Source organism: Pigmentiphaga sp. NML080357 (assembly GCF_002188465.1).
Lineage (GTDB): Bacteria > Pseudomonadota > Gammaproteobacteria > Burkholderiales > Burkholderiaceae_B > Pigmentiphaga.
Map to the genome: position 1 here is coordinate 1 of NZ_NINW01000015.1, position 14,123 is coordinate 14,123.

The 14,123-nt window shown below is 67.4% G+C and carries 11 protein-coding genes; all 11 read right to left on the minus strand.

Annotated elements, in window-relative coordinates:
- Positions 1–1,236: 4-aminobutyrate--2-oxoglutarate transaminase (gene gabT / locus CDO44_RS03645; protein ID WP_087779090.1), on the minus strand; the 1,236-nt coding region annotated here is incomplete at its 3' end.
- Positions 1,237–1,281: 45 nt separating this feature from the next.
- Positions 1,282–1,494, minus strand: a complete 213-nt coding sequence (locus CDO44_RS03650; protein WP_087779010.1) for a hypothetical protein — start codon at positions 1,492–1,494, stop codon at positions 1,282–1,284.
- Between the two features lie 49 nt (positions 1,495–1,543).
- Positions 1,544–2,521 carry a tripartite tricarboxylate transporter substrate binding protein gene (locus tag CDO44_RS03655; RefSeq protein ID WP_158213197.1) on the minus strand — a complete coding sequence of 326 codons (978 nt, stop codon included), beginning with the start codon at positions 2,519–2,521 and terminating at the stop codon, positions 1,544–1,546.
- 107 nt (positions 2,522–2,628) lie between these two features.
- The gene (locus CDO44_RS03660; RefSeq protein WP_087779014.1) at positions 2,629–3,171 is read right to left on the minus strand and encodes a 3-phenylpropionate/cinnamic acid dioxygenase subunit beta; all 543 of its coding nucleotides are present in this window, start codon (positions 3,169–3,171) and stop codon (positions 2,629–2,631) included.
- Positions 3,172–3,183: 12 nt separating this feature from the next.
- Positions 3,184–4,527, minus strand: a complete 1,344-nt coding sequence (locus CDO44_RS03665; protein ID WP_087779016.1) for an aromatic ring-hydroxylating dioxygenase subunit alpha — start codon at positions 4,525–4,527, stop codon at positions 3,184–3,186.
- Between the two features lie 177 nt (positions 4,528–4,704).
- Complete coding sequence (urtE, locus tag CDO44_RS03670) at positions 4,705–5,397, minus strand: urea ABC transporter ATP-binding subunit UrtE (RefSeq protein ID WP_087779018.1); 693 nt, start codon at positions 5,395–5,397, stop codon at positions 4,705–4,707.
- Between the two features lie 4 nt (positions 5,398–5,401).
- Positions 5,402–6,253: an urea ABC transporter ATP-binding protein UrtD gene (gene urtD / locus CDO44_RS03675; RefSeq protein WP_087779092.1), complete on the minus strand. Its 852-nt coding sequence runs from the start codon at positions 6,251–6,253 to the stop codon at positions 5,402–5,404.
- 5 nt (positions 6,254–6,258) lie between these two features.
- The gene (gene urtC / locus CDO44_RS03680; RefSeq protein WP_087779020.1) at positions 6,259–7,398 is read right to left on the minus strand and encodes an urea ABC transporter permease subunit UrtC; all 1,140 of its coding nucleotides are present in this window, start codon (positions 7,396–7,398) and stop codon (positions 6,259–6,261) included.
- 73 nt (positions 7,399–7,471) lie between these two features.
- Positions 7,472–9,082 carry an urea ABC transporter permease subunit UrtB gene (gene urtB, locus CDO44_RS03685; protein WP_087779023.1) on the minus strand — a complete coding sequence of 537 codons (1,611 nt, stop codon included), beginning with the start codon at positions 9,080–9,082 and terminating at the stop codon, positions 7,472–7,474.
- Complete coding sequence (gene urtA / locus CDO44_RS03690; RefSeq protein WP_087779025.1) at positions 9,083–10,372, minus strand: urea ABC transporter substrate-binding protein; 1,290 nt, start codon at positions 10,370–10,372, stop codon at positions 9,083–9,085.
- Positions 10,373–10,405: 33 nt separating this feature from the next.
- The gene (gene uca, locus CDO44_RS03695) at positions 10,406–14,047 is read right to left on the minus strand and encodes an urea carboxylase (protein WP_087779027.1); all 3,642 of its coding nucleotides are present in this window, start codon (positions 14,045–14,047) and stop codon (positions 10,406–10,408) included.
- Positions 14,048–14,123: the final 76 nt, after the last annotated feature.

A 14,123-nucleotide genomic window follows, 5' to 3' on the forward strand; every position in this document is an offset into this window, starting at 1 on the left:
GATGTCCAGCCCCTCTTCGAATACCGGCATGGGGGTATTGAGCGGGAACAGGAAGCGGATGACGTTGCCGTAGCTGCCGCACACCAGCAGGATGAGGCCTCGCGCCAGCGCTTGCTCGCGCACCGCCTGCGCCAGCGCCGCCGCCGGGCGGCCCTGCTCGTCGACCAGTTCCATGGCCAGCATGGGCCCCAGGCCGCGCACCTGCCCGATGCAGCGGTGGCGCGCCCGTGCCGCTTCGAGCCGGCGCCGCATGACCTGGGCCAGGCGGTTCCCGGCCTCCAGCAGCCCTTCTTTTTCGAATACGTCCAGCACGGCGTGCGCGGCCGCGATCGCCAGCGGGGCGCCGGCATAGGTGCTGCCCAGCCCGCCCGGCGGCACCGCGTCCATGATCTCGGCCCTCCCGACCACCGCGGATAGCGGCATGCCGCCGGCCAGGCTCTTGGCCACGGTCGTGATGTCGGCCGTCACGCCGAAGTGCTCCATCGCGAACATCTTGCCGGTACGGCCCATGCCGCACTGGATCTCGTCGGCAATGAGCAACATGCCATGCCGGTCGCAAAGCGCGCGCAGGCTCCGCATCAGCGCCGGCGGCGCGGGATGGAATCCGCCTTCGCCCTGGACCGGCTCGATGATGATGGCCGCCACCCGCGCCGCCTCGACGTCATAGCGCAAGAGGTCTTCCAGCGCCCCCATGGAGCGCGCGACGGCCTCGGGCGTATCCTCCGCCGGGAACGGGACGCGATAGACGTCGCCCGGGAACGGGCCGAAGCCGCTCTTGTAGGGCGCGACCTTCCCGGTCAACGCCAGTCCCATCATCGTGCGTCCGTGGAAGGCGCCGGTAAAGCCGATCACGGCCGTCCGGCCCGTCGCGGCCCGCGCGATTTTCACGGCGTTCTCCACCGCTTCCGCACCGGTCGTGAAGAACACGGTCTTCTTGGGAAAATCGCCCGGCACCAGCGCGTTGAGCCGTTCCGCCAACGTCACGTAGCCCGCATAGGGCACCACCTGATAGCAGGTATGCGTGAAGCGGCGCGCCTGCTCGACGATGGCCGCCTCGATGCGGGGATGCCGGTGGCCGACGTTCAGCACGCCTATGCCGCCGGCGAAATCGATGTAGCGGCGCCCCGATTCGTCGGTCAACTCGCTGCCGGATGCCTGCGCGGCGTAGACGTCGGTCACGAGCCCCACGCCTCGCGGGCAAGCTGCATTCTTCCTATCGGTCCAGGTAACGGTCACGACCCTTCTCCATGTTGATCGGTATGTGGGCGCGGCGCATGCCGCTCAGTTGTCGGCCAGCCCCACGATGTCCTGCGCGAACACCGTCTGCTCGGCATCGCCGACCAGCGTGGGATCCGACGGATGCTCGACGTAGCGGCAGATCAGCCAGACGCCGTCCTGCGGGTTCTCGATGAGTTCGACCACGGCGCCCTCGCTGGTGCGCAGCCGGGCGCCGGGCTTGATGTTGATCAGGTTCAGTGCGTTGTGTCCGCTCATGGTCCACCGTTTCCATGCGGATGCCGCGCTCGGCACCCGCGGTTGCCGTTCACGCCTCGGCGCGGATGTTCGCCAGCCGGGCCACTTCCTTCCAGCGCGCCAGTTCGGACCGGTTGAATGCCGCGTAGGCGGCGGCATCCTTGGTCGACACCTGGAACCCGGCCGTCTCGAAGCGCTGCACGTTCTCGGGCTGCTGCGCGCCCTTGACGATGGCGTCCCCCAGCTTCTTGACGATCTCGGGGGGCGTGCCGGTGGCCACGTAGGCGCCCAGCCAGCTGGTCACCACGAAATCGGGCATGCCCGACTCCACCATCGTCGGCACGTCCGGCAGATCCTTGGTGCGGCTGCCGCTGGTCACAGCGATGGCGCGCAGCGTGCCGGCCTTGACCAGCGAATTGACCGCCGGCGCGTTGGCGAAGGCCATGTGCACGTCGCCGTTTCTCAGCCCGGAAATCACTTCGCCGCTCGAGCGATACGGGATGTGGACCACCTTGGTTCCCGCCTGCAGGTTGAACAGCTCCGAGGTGAAATGCGCCGACGTGCCCACGCCGTTGGTGGCGTAGTTGAGTTTGCCGGGATTGGCCTTGGCGTAGTCAATCAGCTCGGCCACGTTGCGCGCCTTGACGTCGCGCCCGACCAGCAGCACGTTGACGAATTCCGCCACCTGGGCCACGGGAATGAAGCTGGCCTGCGGGTTGACGGGCAGGTTGGGGTTCAGGATGACGGGCAGAATCAGTCCGCCGAAACCGCCCGACAGCAGCACATGGCCATCGTGCGGCTGTTGCAGCACGTACTGCTGGGCGATGGTGCCGCTGCCGCCGCCCTTGTTCTCGACGATGGCGGGCTTGCCGAACTCCTTGTTCAGGATCTCGGCCATGAGCCGGCCGGCAATGTCGGTCACGCCTCCCGGGGGATAGGCGACCACGACTTTCATCATGCGCGACGGAAACGCATCCTGCGCCCAGGCCGGACAGCCGCCCAGCGCCGCGGCGCCCGCCAGCATCTTCAACACATCTCGACGATCCATGTTGAGGCACCCCTCGAAGAAATAGCCCCCCACGCCTGCCGCGCTGCTGCGGCGGCGCTGCCCCCTTTGGAGGCAGTTTTGCCTTGGGGCGGCCCAGCGGCAAAAAATCAGAAGAAGACGGTCAACGCCTTGCCGAGCAGCACGGTCTGGTCGAGCAGGATTTCCCGCCGCAGCACCCGCCATCCGGATTCGGTGCGGCGCAGCGTGTCGTTGCGCTTGCCGACGAACCAGGCCACCTCGGTATCCAGCCGGTTCTGGTAGACGATGAAACGCGAACGGGTCTGGACCTCTTCGCCAGGACCCGAGCCGGACGAGGCCAGGATCCGGACATTGGTGATGAGATGCGAGGTGCGCGACGCCGGCTCCTCGGCCCAGTGCATGCCGGTGTTGATCTGCTCCACGCGCTGGCGCAGGGTCTGGATGCCTTCGTCGAACCACGCGGCCTCCACCCCTTCCCGTGTGCGTTCGCGCTCGCGGTTGTCGCGCCGCACATTGCGCGCGATCGGCATCCAGTAGCGGATGTCCTCGTGCAGCAGCGTCAGCCATTCGTCGAAGCGTCGTTCGTCCAGCAGGTCGGCCTCGCGGTAGAAGAACTGCTCGATGTCGCGAAGCAGGAAAGCGTGGTCGGCGTTCAAGTGGGTATCGGTCATGGTTCGCTCCGCTTACTCGTCATAGGTGGGCATGAGCTCTTCCCAGGAGCGCCCTTCCATGAACTGCGCCCACCTCGCGTAGTAGTTGCGATTGTTCTCTTCGGTGAACTCGCCGGTGGTCACCGCGCCCCGCAAGCCGGGTACGGGCTTCGCATGCCCCATGCCCATCTGATAGTTGTAGTGCAGCGTGCGGGCGATGGTGCCGGTGCTCGACTCGGTGGCGTAGCACCAGTTCTCCATGTCGTCCGACTCGGTCATGCCGCCGGGCCCCGAATAGCGCAGGTAATAGGCCCGCGCCGCTTCCTTGACCGCCGGCGGGGCGTCCTTGTCCACCAGGTAGATGCGCCACATCTCGGTTTCGGTCGCGCTCACCGGATGGAAGACCGCGATCGTGCGAGGCTGGCGCCCGTGCACGGCCATGTTCGGGAATATCGTACCCACGCTGTGCAGGACGCGCATGGTGCCGGCCAGGTTCTTCTCGCGTTCTTCGTACACCTGGCGGTAGTACTGCTCGACCTCGGGATAGTTGGCGAACTGCGGCGTATAGGGATTCTCTTCGTAGTACGGCGCGCGCCCAACCAGTCCGTGCCCCAGGTCCTTGAACGATATGGAGACCCGGTGCGGCGTCGGATCGCGCCGGCCCTTGCCGCCGGGCCCGATGCCCACCACGTCCACCGACCGGTGGCTGATGTCGTGGTAGAGATCGGCATTGAAGTTCTCGGCCGCGGTCTTCCAGTTGCAGGGGATGCGCCACTTCTGCACCCCGCCTATCATCTCCGAGCCGCCGGGCCTGCCGTCGCGGTGGTCGAGGGCGAAGTCCAGGTAGAGCTTCATGTCGCCCAGGTACTCCTCGAAGGACGGCGCATTTTCGTCCCACGTCGCCCAGATCGTGCCCTTGTAGTTGACCAGCTTGGCTACCGACTTCAGGCCCCAGGTCTTCTTGTCCAGCTCGCCGTAGTAGTGGGTCTTGAATCCCGGCACGCCCACCAGTTCGCCTGCGCGCTCGACCAGCTTGCCGTCCGTGGAATAGCTCCATCCGTGGTAGGGACAGGTGAAGGTGCGGTTGTTGCCCTGGTCATAGCGGCACAGCCTCATGCCGCGGTGCAGGCAGCTGTTGAGCAGGACCTGAATCTGGCCCTGGCGGTCGCGGGTCAGGATGACCGAATCGTTGCCCATGCGGCTGACGAAATAGTCGTCCGGATTCGGCACCATGCTTTCGTGCCCGACGAACAGCCAGGCGCGGGTGAAGATGCGCTCGAGCTCTTCCTTGAAGATGTCGTCGTTGACATAGACTTCGCGGCTGACCGTGCCGAGCTCGGTATTGACCAGTTGCTGCGGGGACCACTTCCGACTCATGTATCGTTCTCCGGGAATGCGTGAACGGCGGCAGGACGGCTGGCCGGCGCGGCCGATGTCGCGCGCCGACGACCCTGTCGAACATGTGTCAAAGTTATGGAATGGAGGCTGCGGTGTCTACGCAGGCTCAGCCATACCGGGTATGGCTGCCGTGAATGGTGCGCTGCACATCCCGCTTCAAACGGCGATCATGCCCTTCACGCCCCGCTGGTGCATCAAGGCGGCCTCCCCGCCGTCGATGATCTCGCCCCGGCTCATGACCCAGTAATGGTCCGCCAATTCCTGCGCGAAATCGTAGTACTGCTCCACCAGCAGCACGGTCAGCCCGCCGTCGTCCACCAGGGTGCGCAACGTACGGCCGATATCCTTGATCACCGAAGGCTGGATACCCTCGGTAGGCTCGTCCAGGATCAGCAGCCGCGGTTCGCTCATCAGCGCGCGGCCGATGGCCAATTGCTGCTGCTGTCCGCCGGACAGGTCGCCGCCGCGCCGGCGCTTCATCGATTCGAGCACGGGAAACAGCTCGTAGATGCGCGCCGGCACCTGCCGCGGCGCCTTGCGGCTGGCGGCTCCGATCAGCAGGTTCTCTTCCACCGTGAGGCGGGGAAAGATGTCACGGCCCTGCGGCACGTAGGCAAAGCCCCGCTCCACGCGGGCGTGGGGCGGCAGCCCGTCCACCGGTCGCCCCTGCCAGCGGATGTGGCCGCTCCGGGGCGCCACCAGCCCCATCAGCGTCTTGAGCAAGGTGGTCTTGCCCACGCCGTTGCGGCCCAGCAGGACGGTCAGCCTCCCCTCGCCCGCGGTGAACGACACCTCGCGCAGGATGTGGCTGCCGCCGTAGAACTGATTGAGCCCCGACACTTCCAGCATGCGCCTATCTCCCCAGGTAGGACTCGATCACGGCCTCGTTCGCCCGCACGGCCGCCAGCGTGCCATCGGCCAGCACGCTGCCCTCGGCCATGACCGTGACGCGGCCCGTGTCGCCGGCCAGCTCGGCGACGAAATCCATGTCGTGCTCGACGACCACGATCGAGCACGACCCTTTCAGGCGCGCCAGCAGCCCGGCCAGCTCCATGGTCTCATGGTCGGTCATGCCCGCCACCGGCTCGTCCAGCAACAGCAGGCGAGGCTGCTGCATCAGCAGCATGCCGATTTCCAGGCGCTGCTTCTGTCCGTGCGAGAGATCGCCGGCCAGGCGGTAAGCCTCGGATTCCAGGTGCAGCATGGACAGCACCTCCTCGACCCGCCGCTGCGCCGGACGGTCGAAGCGGGCGCGCAGCGCCGCCCACCAGTCCTTGCGCGTGTTCATGGCCAGTTCCAGGTTCTCCCAGACCGGATGATGGCTGAACACGGTTGGCTTCTGGAACTTGCGCCCGATGCCCGCCCGCGCGATGGCCGGTTCGTCCATCCTCGCCAGATCCATGGTCTGGCCGAGAAACACCTTGCCTGTGGTCGGACGGGTCTTGCCGGTGACCACGTCCATCATGGTGGTCTTGCCGGCGCCATTGGGTCCGATCACACAGCGCAGTTCGCCTTGGTCGACCGACAGCGTCAGGCCGTTCAGCGCCTTGAAGCCGTCGAAACTGACCGTCACCGCGTCGAGGTAGAGAATGGTGCCGTGCGATACGTCGATCTCGCCGGCGCGGGCCACGTGGCCCAGGCCGGTGACCGAGCCGCTCGCGTTCGGGCCGGCTTGCCCGTCGTGGACGATTTCCAGCTTGTGCATGCCCTTCACCTCGCCCTCCCACGCTGGAACAGGCCGGCAATGCCGCGCGGCAGGCACAGCGGCACCAGCACGAAGATGGCGCCCAGGAAGAACAGCCAATACTCGGCGAAATGCGTGGTGAATACGCTCTTGGCGCCATTGACGGCGAAAGCGCCGACGATGGGACCGATCAGCGTCCCGCGTCCGCCCACCGCTACCCAGATCGCCATTTCGATGGAATTGACCGGCGCCATTTCGCTGGGATTGATGATGCCGACCTGCGGCACGTAGAGCGCGCCCGCCACCCCGCAGAGCACGGCCGATAGCGTCCAGACGAACAGCTTGTAGCCCAGCGGGCTGTATCCGAGGAACATCAGGCGCGACTCGGCGTCGCGTATGCCGGTGGCGACCCTCCCCAGCTTGGACGTCGTCACCGCCCGGGCCAGCAGAAAGGCCAGGACCAGCGCGGCGAACGTCGCCAGGAACAGTGCCGTGCGGGTCTCGGGCTGCGTGATGCCGAACCCCAGGATGCGCTTGAAGTCGGTGAAACCATTGTTGCCGCCGAAGCCCGTCTCGTTGCGGTAGAACAGCAGCATGGCCGCAAAAGTCATGGCCTGCGTGATAATGGACAGGTAGACCCCTTTGACGCGCGAGCGGAAGGCGAAATAGCCGAACACCCACGCCACCGCGGCCGGCACCAGCACCACCAGCAGCAAGGCATAGGCGAAATGCTCGGTGCCGTGCCAGAACCACGGCAGCTCCTTCCAGTTCAGGAACACCATGAAATCCGGCAGGTCGCTCTGGTAGTTGCCGTCGCGGCCGATGCCGCGCATCAGGTACATCCCCATCGCGTAGCCGCCCAGCGCGAAGAACAGACCGTGCCCGAGGCTGAGGATGCCGCAGTAGCCCCAGACCAGGTCCAGGGCCAGCGCGGCGATCGCATAGCACATCAGCTTGCCCGCCAGCGTCATGCCATAGGCCGACAGGTGCAGCGGATGGCTCTCGGGCAGCACGAGCGCGCACAGCGGCGCGCCCGCACCCACCGCCACCACCAGCACGGCCAGGGCAATCCATGCGCGGCGGCCGAGCAAGGCCGGCCGTTCGGGCAGGCCCAGCGAGAACCGCGGGGCCGAAGGCTCGCCCGCGGGAGCGATCACCGCGGCCATGGCGCGCCCTCCGCGGTCCGCCGAGCTGCTCCGCCGCCCGCCCCGGGCAGTCCTGCACATTGCCGATATGCCATCATGCCTCCGCGCTGCGTCCCTTCAAGGCGAACATGCCCTGCGGACGTTTCTGGATGAAAAGAACGATCAACACCAGCACCGCGATCTTGGCCAGCACCGCGCCCCAGAAGGGTTCGATCAGCTTGCTGGCCATGCCCAGGCCCAGCGCGCCGACGATGGTGCCCGCCAGCTGGCCCACGCCGCCCAGCACGACCGCCATGAACGAATCGATGATGTATCCCTGCCCCAGGTCCGGCCCGACGTTGCCGATCTGCGCGAGCGCGCAGCCGCCCAGGCCGGCGATGCCCGCGCCAAATGCGAACGCGTAGCTGTCGACCTTGCCGGTCCTGACGCCCACGCAGGCGGCCATGTCCCGGTTCTGCGTGACCGCCCGCACGAACAGGCCCAGCCGCGTGCGATTGAGCACGGCCCAGGCAAGCGCCACGACGGCCAGCGAGAACGCCAGGATGATGAGGCGGTTGTATGGCAGCACGAGATTGGGCAGGAGCGCGATCCCGCCCGTCATCCAGTCCGGGTTCGAGACCTGCACGTTCTGGGCGCCGAAAGTCATGCGCACCGCTTGTATCATCAGGAGGCTGACGCCGAATGTCGTCAGCAGCGTCTCCAATGGCCTGCCGTACAAATGGCGCAGCACCAGGCGTTCGAGCGCCAACCCGGCCAGCGCCGCGACGGCGAACGAGGCCGGTACCGACAGCAGCGGATACCAGTCGAACAGCGCCGGCGCGTGGCGCTGCACGGCCTGCTGCACCACATAGGTCGCGTAGGCGCCCAGCATCAGGAACTCACCATGCGCCATGTTGATGACCCCGATGAGGCCGTAGGTGATGGCCAGGCCGAGCGCGGCCAGCAGCAGCACGCTGCCCAGGCTGAGACCCGAGAACAGCGTCGCGGCGAGATCGCCCCACCACTGGAGCCGATCCAGCGAGGCGATGCCGGCGCGCGCGGCGGCCCGCACGCGCGGATCGGGCTCGCCCTGGCCGCCGGCGGCGGCCGGTTCGGCCAGCGGCCGCAGCAGGTCGCGCAGCTCGGGCTGCCGGCGCGCCGCCACCAGGCCGACCGCGGCCAGCCGCACCTCGGGATCGGGATCGCGCAGCGCCGCCATCGCCCACAGGGCATCGAGACGGGACTTGATTTCCGCATCGGCTTCGCGCGCGCGTGCCCGTTCCACCAGCGGCTGGAAACGGGCGTCGGGATTGGCAAGCAGGGCATCGGCCGCGGCTCGCCGCATGACGGGGTCGGGCGCCGACAGGCGGGCGGCGGCCAGGCCCCGCTCCACCAGTCCGCGCAGGCGGTTGTTGAGCATGATGGGCTCGGCGGCCGCCGCCTCGCGCTCGCCCACTGGCTCGCCCGTGACGGCATCGACGCTGCCGTCACGGGAACCGACGATGATCCGTCCTGCCTCGCCCGCCGCGGCATCGCCATCGGCGAGCGCCTGCAGCAAGACGGCCGCGCGGGGATCCGCATCGGCCACCAGCCGGCCCACCGCTTCCTCCTTGGCCGCGTAGTCGTCCCCGGCCAGTGGCTGGATGTCTTGCGCCGTCAGCGCTGCCGCCCCGGCATGCCAGCACAGCAGCCCGCCCAGCAGCCACTCCAGTGCCCGGGTCCGCATTCAGGCTGCTCGCGCGCTGCCGCGACCCGACCCGGCCACGACGTCGGGCTTGCCCTTGTTGCCCTCGATGAACGGACTCCAGGGCTGGGCGCGCACCGGCCCCTTGGTGCGCCAGACCACATTGAACTGGCCGTCGGCCCGGACCTCGCCGATCATGACCGGCTTGTGCAGGTGATGGTTGCCGTCCATGGTGAGCGTGAAGCCGCACGGCGCATCGAATTTCTGGCCGATCATCGCGGCGCGGACCTTGTCGACGTCGGCGCTCCTGGCTTTCTCGACCGCCTGTTTCCACATGTGCAGGCCGACATAGGTGGCTTCCATCGGATCGTTGGTCACGGCCTTGTCGGCGCCCGGCAGCTTCTGCGACCTGGCCCAGTCCGCCCATTGCTTCTTGAACTTGTCGTTGGTGGGATTGCGCACCGACATGAAGTAGTTCCATGCCGCCAGGTGGCCGACCAGCGGTTTCGTATCGATTCCCCGCAGTTCCTCCTCGCCCACCGAGAATGCCACCACCGGCACGTCGGCAGCCTTCAGGCCCTGGTTACCCAGCTCCTTGTAGAACGGCACGTTGGAATCGCCGTTGATGGTGGACACCACGGCGGTCTTGCCGCCCTGGGCAAAGCGCTTGATGTTGGCGACGATGGTCTGGTAGTCGCTGTGGCCGAACGGGGTATAGACCTCCTCGATGTCCGTTTCCTTGATGCCCTTGCCGATCAGGAAGGCGCGCAGGATGCGGTTGGTCGTGCGCGGGTAGACGTAATCGGTGCCGAGCAGGAAGATGCGCCTAGCGCCGCCGCCTTCCTGGCTCAGCAGGTATTCCACCGCCGGAATGGCCTGCTGGTTCGGCGCCGCGCCGGTGTAGAACACGTTGCGCGACATTTCCTCGCCTTCGTACTGCACCGGGTAGAACAACAGCCCGTTGAGCTCCTCGAACACCGGCAGCACCGACTTGCGGGAGACCGAGGTCCAGCAGCCGAACACCGCCGCGACCTTGTCCTGGGTCAGCAGCTGGCGCGCGCGCTCGGCGAACAGCGGCCAGTTCGATGCCGGGTCCACTACCACCGGCGCGATCTTGCGGCCCATGACGCCACCGCCGCGATTGATCTCGTCGATGGCCATTAGCGCCACGTCTTTCAGCGACGTCTCCGAGATCGCCATGGTTCCCGACAACGAATGCAGTATGCCGACCTTGATCGGCGACCTGTCCTGCGCCCAGGAGAGCGTCGGCATGCCCGCCAGCGACATGGCGCCGGCCAATGAACCCAGCTTGAGAACCTCGCGTCTATGCATTTTCTTTCCTTGGGTGATGCAGCGGGTGGAAGGTCAGGCGGCAGGCTTGAGCGACACCAGGGGGTCCCCGGCGCTGATCAGCATGCCGGTCCTGCAGTGGAACGACGACACGACGCCATCGCGGGGCGCCGGAATGTGGAACTCCATCTTCATGGCTTCGAGGATGAGCAGCGGATCGCCGGCCTTCACCGTGCTGCCCGGCTCGGCCAGGAGCTTCCAGACGTTGCCGCTGATGTCGGCCGACACCACGTGGGCGTCGGGTTCGGCCAGCTCGATCTCGAGCGGTCCCGCGGCGGCCGTTTCGGCCTGGACGATCTCGTCCTCGGTCCGCCAGCGCGCGACCTCGGCCTCGAACGCCTGCTTCTGGCGAGCGCGAAAGGCCGCAAGGTCCGGTTCGATGGATTGCAGGAAGGCGTTGTAGCGCCCCAGGTCGAACAGTTCCTCGGTGATCTCGATCGACCTGCGGCCCGCGCGGAATTCCTCGCGCATGTGATCCAGCGTGGGCTCGTCGACGGGGTAGAACCTCACCTGGTCGAAGAACTTCAGCAACCATGGCTGGCCATCGATGAAGGCCTCGTTCTTCAGGAACTTGTTCCATATCGGCAGCGTCCTGCCGACCAGCTGGTAGCCGCCCGGGGAGTCCATGCCATAGATGCACATGTAGACCCCGCCTATCCCCACCGTGCCTTCCGCCGTGTAGGTACGCGCGGGGTTGTACTTGGAGGTGAGCAGCCGATGGCGCGGATCGATGGGGACGGCGCACGGCGCGCCCAGGTAGACGTCGCCCAGGCCGAGCACCATGTAGCTTGCCGCATAGATGATGTCGCGCACCTCGTCGACGGACGCCAGGCCGTTGATGCGGCGCATGAACTCGGTATTGCTCGGCAGCCACGGCGCCTTGTCGCGCACCGATTGGCGGTAACGGGCCACGGCGTCCAGCGTGGCGCTGTCCTCGAAGGCCAGCGGCAGGTGCACGATGCGGCTGCGCACCTTCATGTCCTCCACCGGCGGCAGTTGCGCCTCCAGCGCCAGCAGGCCCTGCACCAGGTCGCGCTGATGCACGACGCGGCTGTCGTAGCGGATCTGCAGCGAGCGCACGCCGGGCGACATCTCGAGTACGCCGGCCATGGGCCTGGCGCGCAGGGCCTCCATCAGCGCATGGACACGAAAGCGCAAATTCAGGTCGAGCACGTTTTCGCCATACTCGATCAGCACGTACTTGTCGCCCGCCTGGCGATAGACAGCCTTGGGGGTCGCACCGCGGCCGGGAACCTCGGCCAGGATGGCGGCCGACGCGGGCGTGCCTTGCACCGGCGCGTGCGCCAACCGGCTGGCGGTCGGCGCCGGTAGCGGCAACTCCTCCAGCGTTTCGGCAATCCGGTCCTGCACGCGTTCCAGCTCCAGCGCCTGCCCGAACGAGAGCCGCACGAACCGGATCTTGTCGCCCGGCTTGACCTGGCCTACCTTCCACAGTTCGCCCTTGGCGATGGTGACGGGGCATACGAAGCCGCCCAGGCTGGGGCCGTCGCGCGTCAGGATGACCGGCATGTCGCCGGTGAAATTGACACTGCCGATGGCGTATTCGCAATCGTGGATATTGGAGGGATGCAGGCCCGCCTCGCCGCCGTCGGTCCGCGTCCACGTGGGCTTGGGGCCGGTCAGGCGGATGCCGAGGCGATTGGAGTTGTAGTGCACTTCCCATTCGGCGGCGAAGAAACCCTCGATGGAGTCCTCCGTGAAGAAATCCGGCGCGCCGTGCGGTCCGTAGAGCACGCCGATCTCCCATCGCGACCCGTAGACGGGCACCAGCGAGCGCGGCAGCGCGGCCGGGTCGGCCGTGGGGGCCGGCGTCGCGCTCCCGGCCAGCGCCGGGTTGCCGATGGCGAGCATGTCGGCCCCGCGCAGCGGCCGGCCGGCATGGCCGCCGAACTGGCCCAGCGCGAAGGTGGACTTGCTGCCGAGATAGTCCGGCACATCGATGCCGTTGCGCACCGCCAGGTAGGTGCGGCAGCCGCTGGTCGCTCGCCCGCCCTTGAGTACCTGGCCGGCGGCCACTTCGACCGGCTGCCAGAATGGCACCGGGACACCGTCGAGCGTGGCGTCGGCGGGAGCGCCCGTCAGGGCGATGATGGCGGGGCTATGGAACTTCAGGCTGGGCCCGATGACGGTGCACTCGAGGCCGGCGGCCGATGGATGATTGCCGACGATGCGATTGGCCAGCCGGAATGCCCAGTCGTCCATCGGTCCGGACGGCGGCACGCCGATGTCCCAATAGCCGACGCGGCCGGGATAATCCTGCACCGTCGTATAGGTGCCGGGCTCCAGGACCTCGATGGTAGGCGCGCGGAAAGCAAAGCCTTCCAGGAAGCGGGTGGACAGCCGGGCGTCGCGGAAGCCGGCGCTGGCGACGATCTGCCGCAGGTATTCCAGGTTGGTCGCGATGCCGGCGAGGCGGGTCGAGGACAGCGCCGCTTCCAGCCTGGCGATGGCCTCGGCGCGGTCGCTGCCGTGCACGATGAGCTTGGCCAGCATGGGATCGTAGTGCGGCGATATTTCGGTGCCGGTATCGACCCAGCCATCGATGCGCGCGTCCGCGGGGAACGACACCTCGGTCAACACGCCGGGCGACGGCTGGAACGCCTTGAGCGGATCCTCGGCATACAGGCGGACCTCGATCGCCGCCCCGCTGGCGGGATAATCGCGGCCGAGATCCGGCGGATCGCCCGCGGCGGTGCGCACCATCCATTCGACCAGGTCCACGCCCGTCACGGCCTCGGTAATGCCGTGTTCGACCTGCAGGCGGGTGTTCACCTCCAGGAAATAGAATTCATCGCGTCCGGCGTCATAGACGAACTCCACCGTGCCGGCTGAACGATAGCCGACGGACCGGCCCAGCCGGCGCGCGGCCTCCAGCAGCCGTGCGCGCGTCGCGTCCGGCAGGCCGGGGGCAGGCGTCTCTTCGATGACCTTCTGGTTGCGGCGCTGGATGGAGCAATCGCGTTCGCCCAGCGCCACGACTTCGCCGCGGCCATCGCCGAAGATCTGCACCTCGACGTGGCGCGCCTGATCGATGAAGCGCTCGACGAACACGCCCGCGTCGCTGAAAAAACTCTTGCCCAGGCGCTGCACCGATTCGAACGCGGCGGCCAGCTCCACCTCGTCCTCGCAGCGCGTCAGGCCGATGCCGCCCCCGCCCGCCGTGCTCTTGAGCATGACCGGATAGCCGATGCGTTCGGCCCATTGGCGGGCGTCGTCCAGATCGGCCAGCAGGCCGGAACCCGGCGCGAGCGGCACACCTGCCTGCTGCGCCAGTTCGCGCGCCGCGTGCTTGAGGCCGAAGTCGCGCATCTGCTGCGCGGTCGGCCCGACGAACGCCAGCCCTGCCGCCTCGCAGGCCTGGGCGAAATCGGCATTCTCGGAGAGGAACCCGTAGCCGGGAATGATGGCCTGGGCGCCTGTGCGCAACGCCGCCTGGATGATGAGGTCGCCCCGCAGGTAGCTTTCCGAAGGCGCGGCCTTGCCGAGTGCGACGGCCTCGTCGGCCAGCCTGACGTGGGCGCTGTCGCGATCGGCATCGGAGTAGACGGCCACGCTCCGGATGCCCATGCGGGACAAGGTGCGGATGATGCGCACGGCGATTTCGCCGCGATTGGCAATGAGAACGGTGTGGAACATGGCCCCTTCCGGCTGGCGAGATTGACGGCCTGTTTCCAGGCCCACGGAAGGGATTTAGCAATCGCTGTGCCATGCG

Coding starts and splice junctions, on each gene's coding strand:
- CDO44_RS03660 (WP_087779014.1), bottom strand. CDS start 3,171: ATGACCGATACCCACTTGAACGCCGACCACGCTTTCCTGCTTCGCGAC.
- CDO44_RS03650 (WP_087779010.1), bottom strand. CDS start 1,494: ATGAGCGGACACAACGCACTGAACCTGATCAACATCAAGCCCGGCGCC.
- urtA (WP_087779025.1), bottom strand. CDS start 10,372: ATGCATAGACGCGAGGTTCTCAAGCTGGGTTCATTGGCCGGCGCCATG.
- CDO44_RS03665 (WP_087779016.1), bottom strand. CDS start 4,527: ATGAGTCGGAAGTGGTCCCCGCAGCAACTGGTCAATACCGAGCTCGGC.
- CDO44_RS03655 (WP_158213197.1), bottom strand. CDS start 2,521: ATGGATCGTCGAGATGTGTTGAAGATGCTGGCGGGCGCCGCGGCGCTG.
- urtC (WP_087779020.1), bottom strand. CDS start 7,398: ATGGCCGCGGTGATCGCTCCCGCGGGCGAGCCTTCGGCCCCGCGGTTC.
- urtD (WP_087779092.1), bottom strand. CDS start 6,253: ATGCACAAGCTGGAAATCGTCCACGACGGGCAAGCCGGCCCGAACGCG.
- uca (WP_087779027.1), bottom strand. CDS start 14,047: ATGTTCCACACCGTTCTCATTGCCAATCGCGGCGAAATCGCCGTGCGC.
- urtE (WP_087779018.1), bottom strand. CDS start 5,397: ATGCTGGAAGTGTCGGGGCTCAATCAGTTCTACGGCGGCAGCCACATC.
- urtB (WP_087779023.1), bottom strand. CDS start 9,082: ATGCGGACCCGGGCACTGGAGTGGCTGCTGGGCGGGCTGCTGTGCTGG.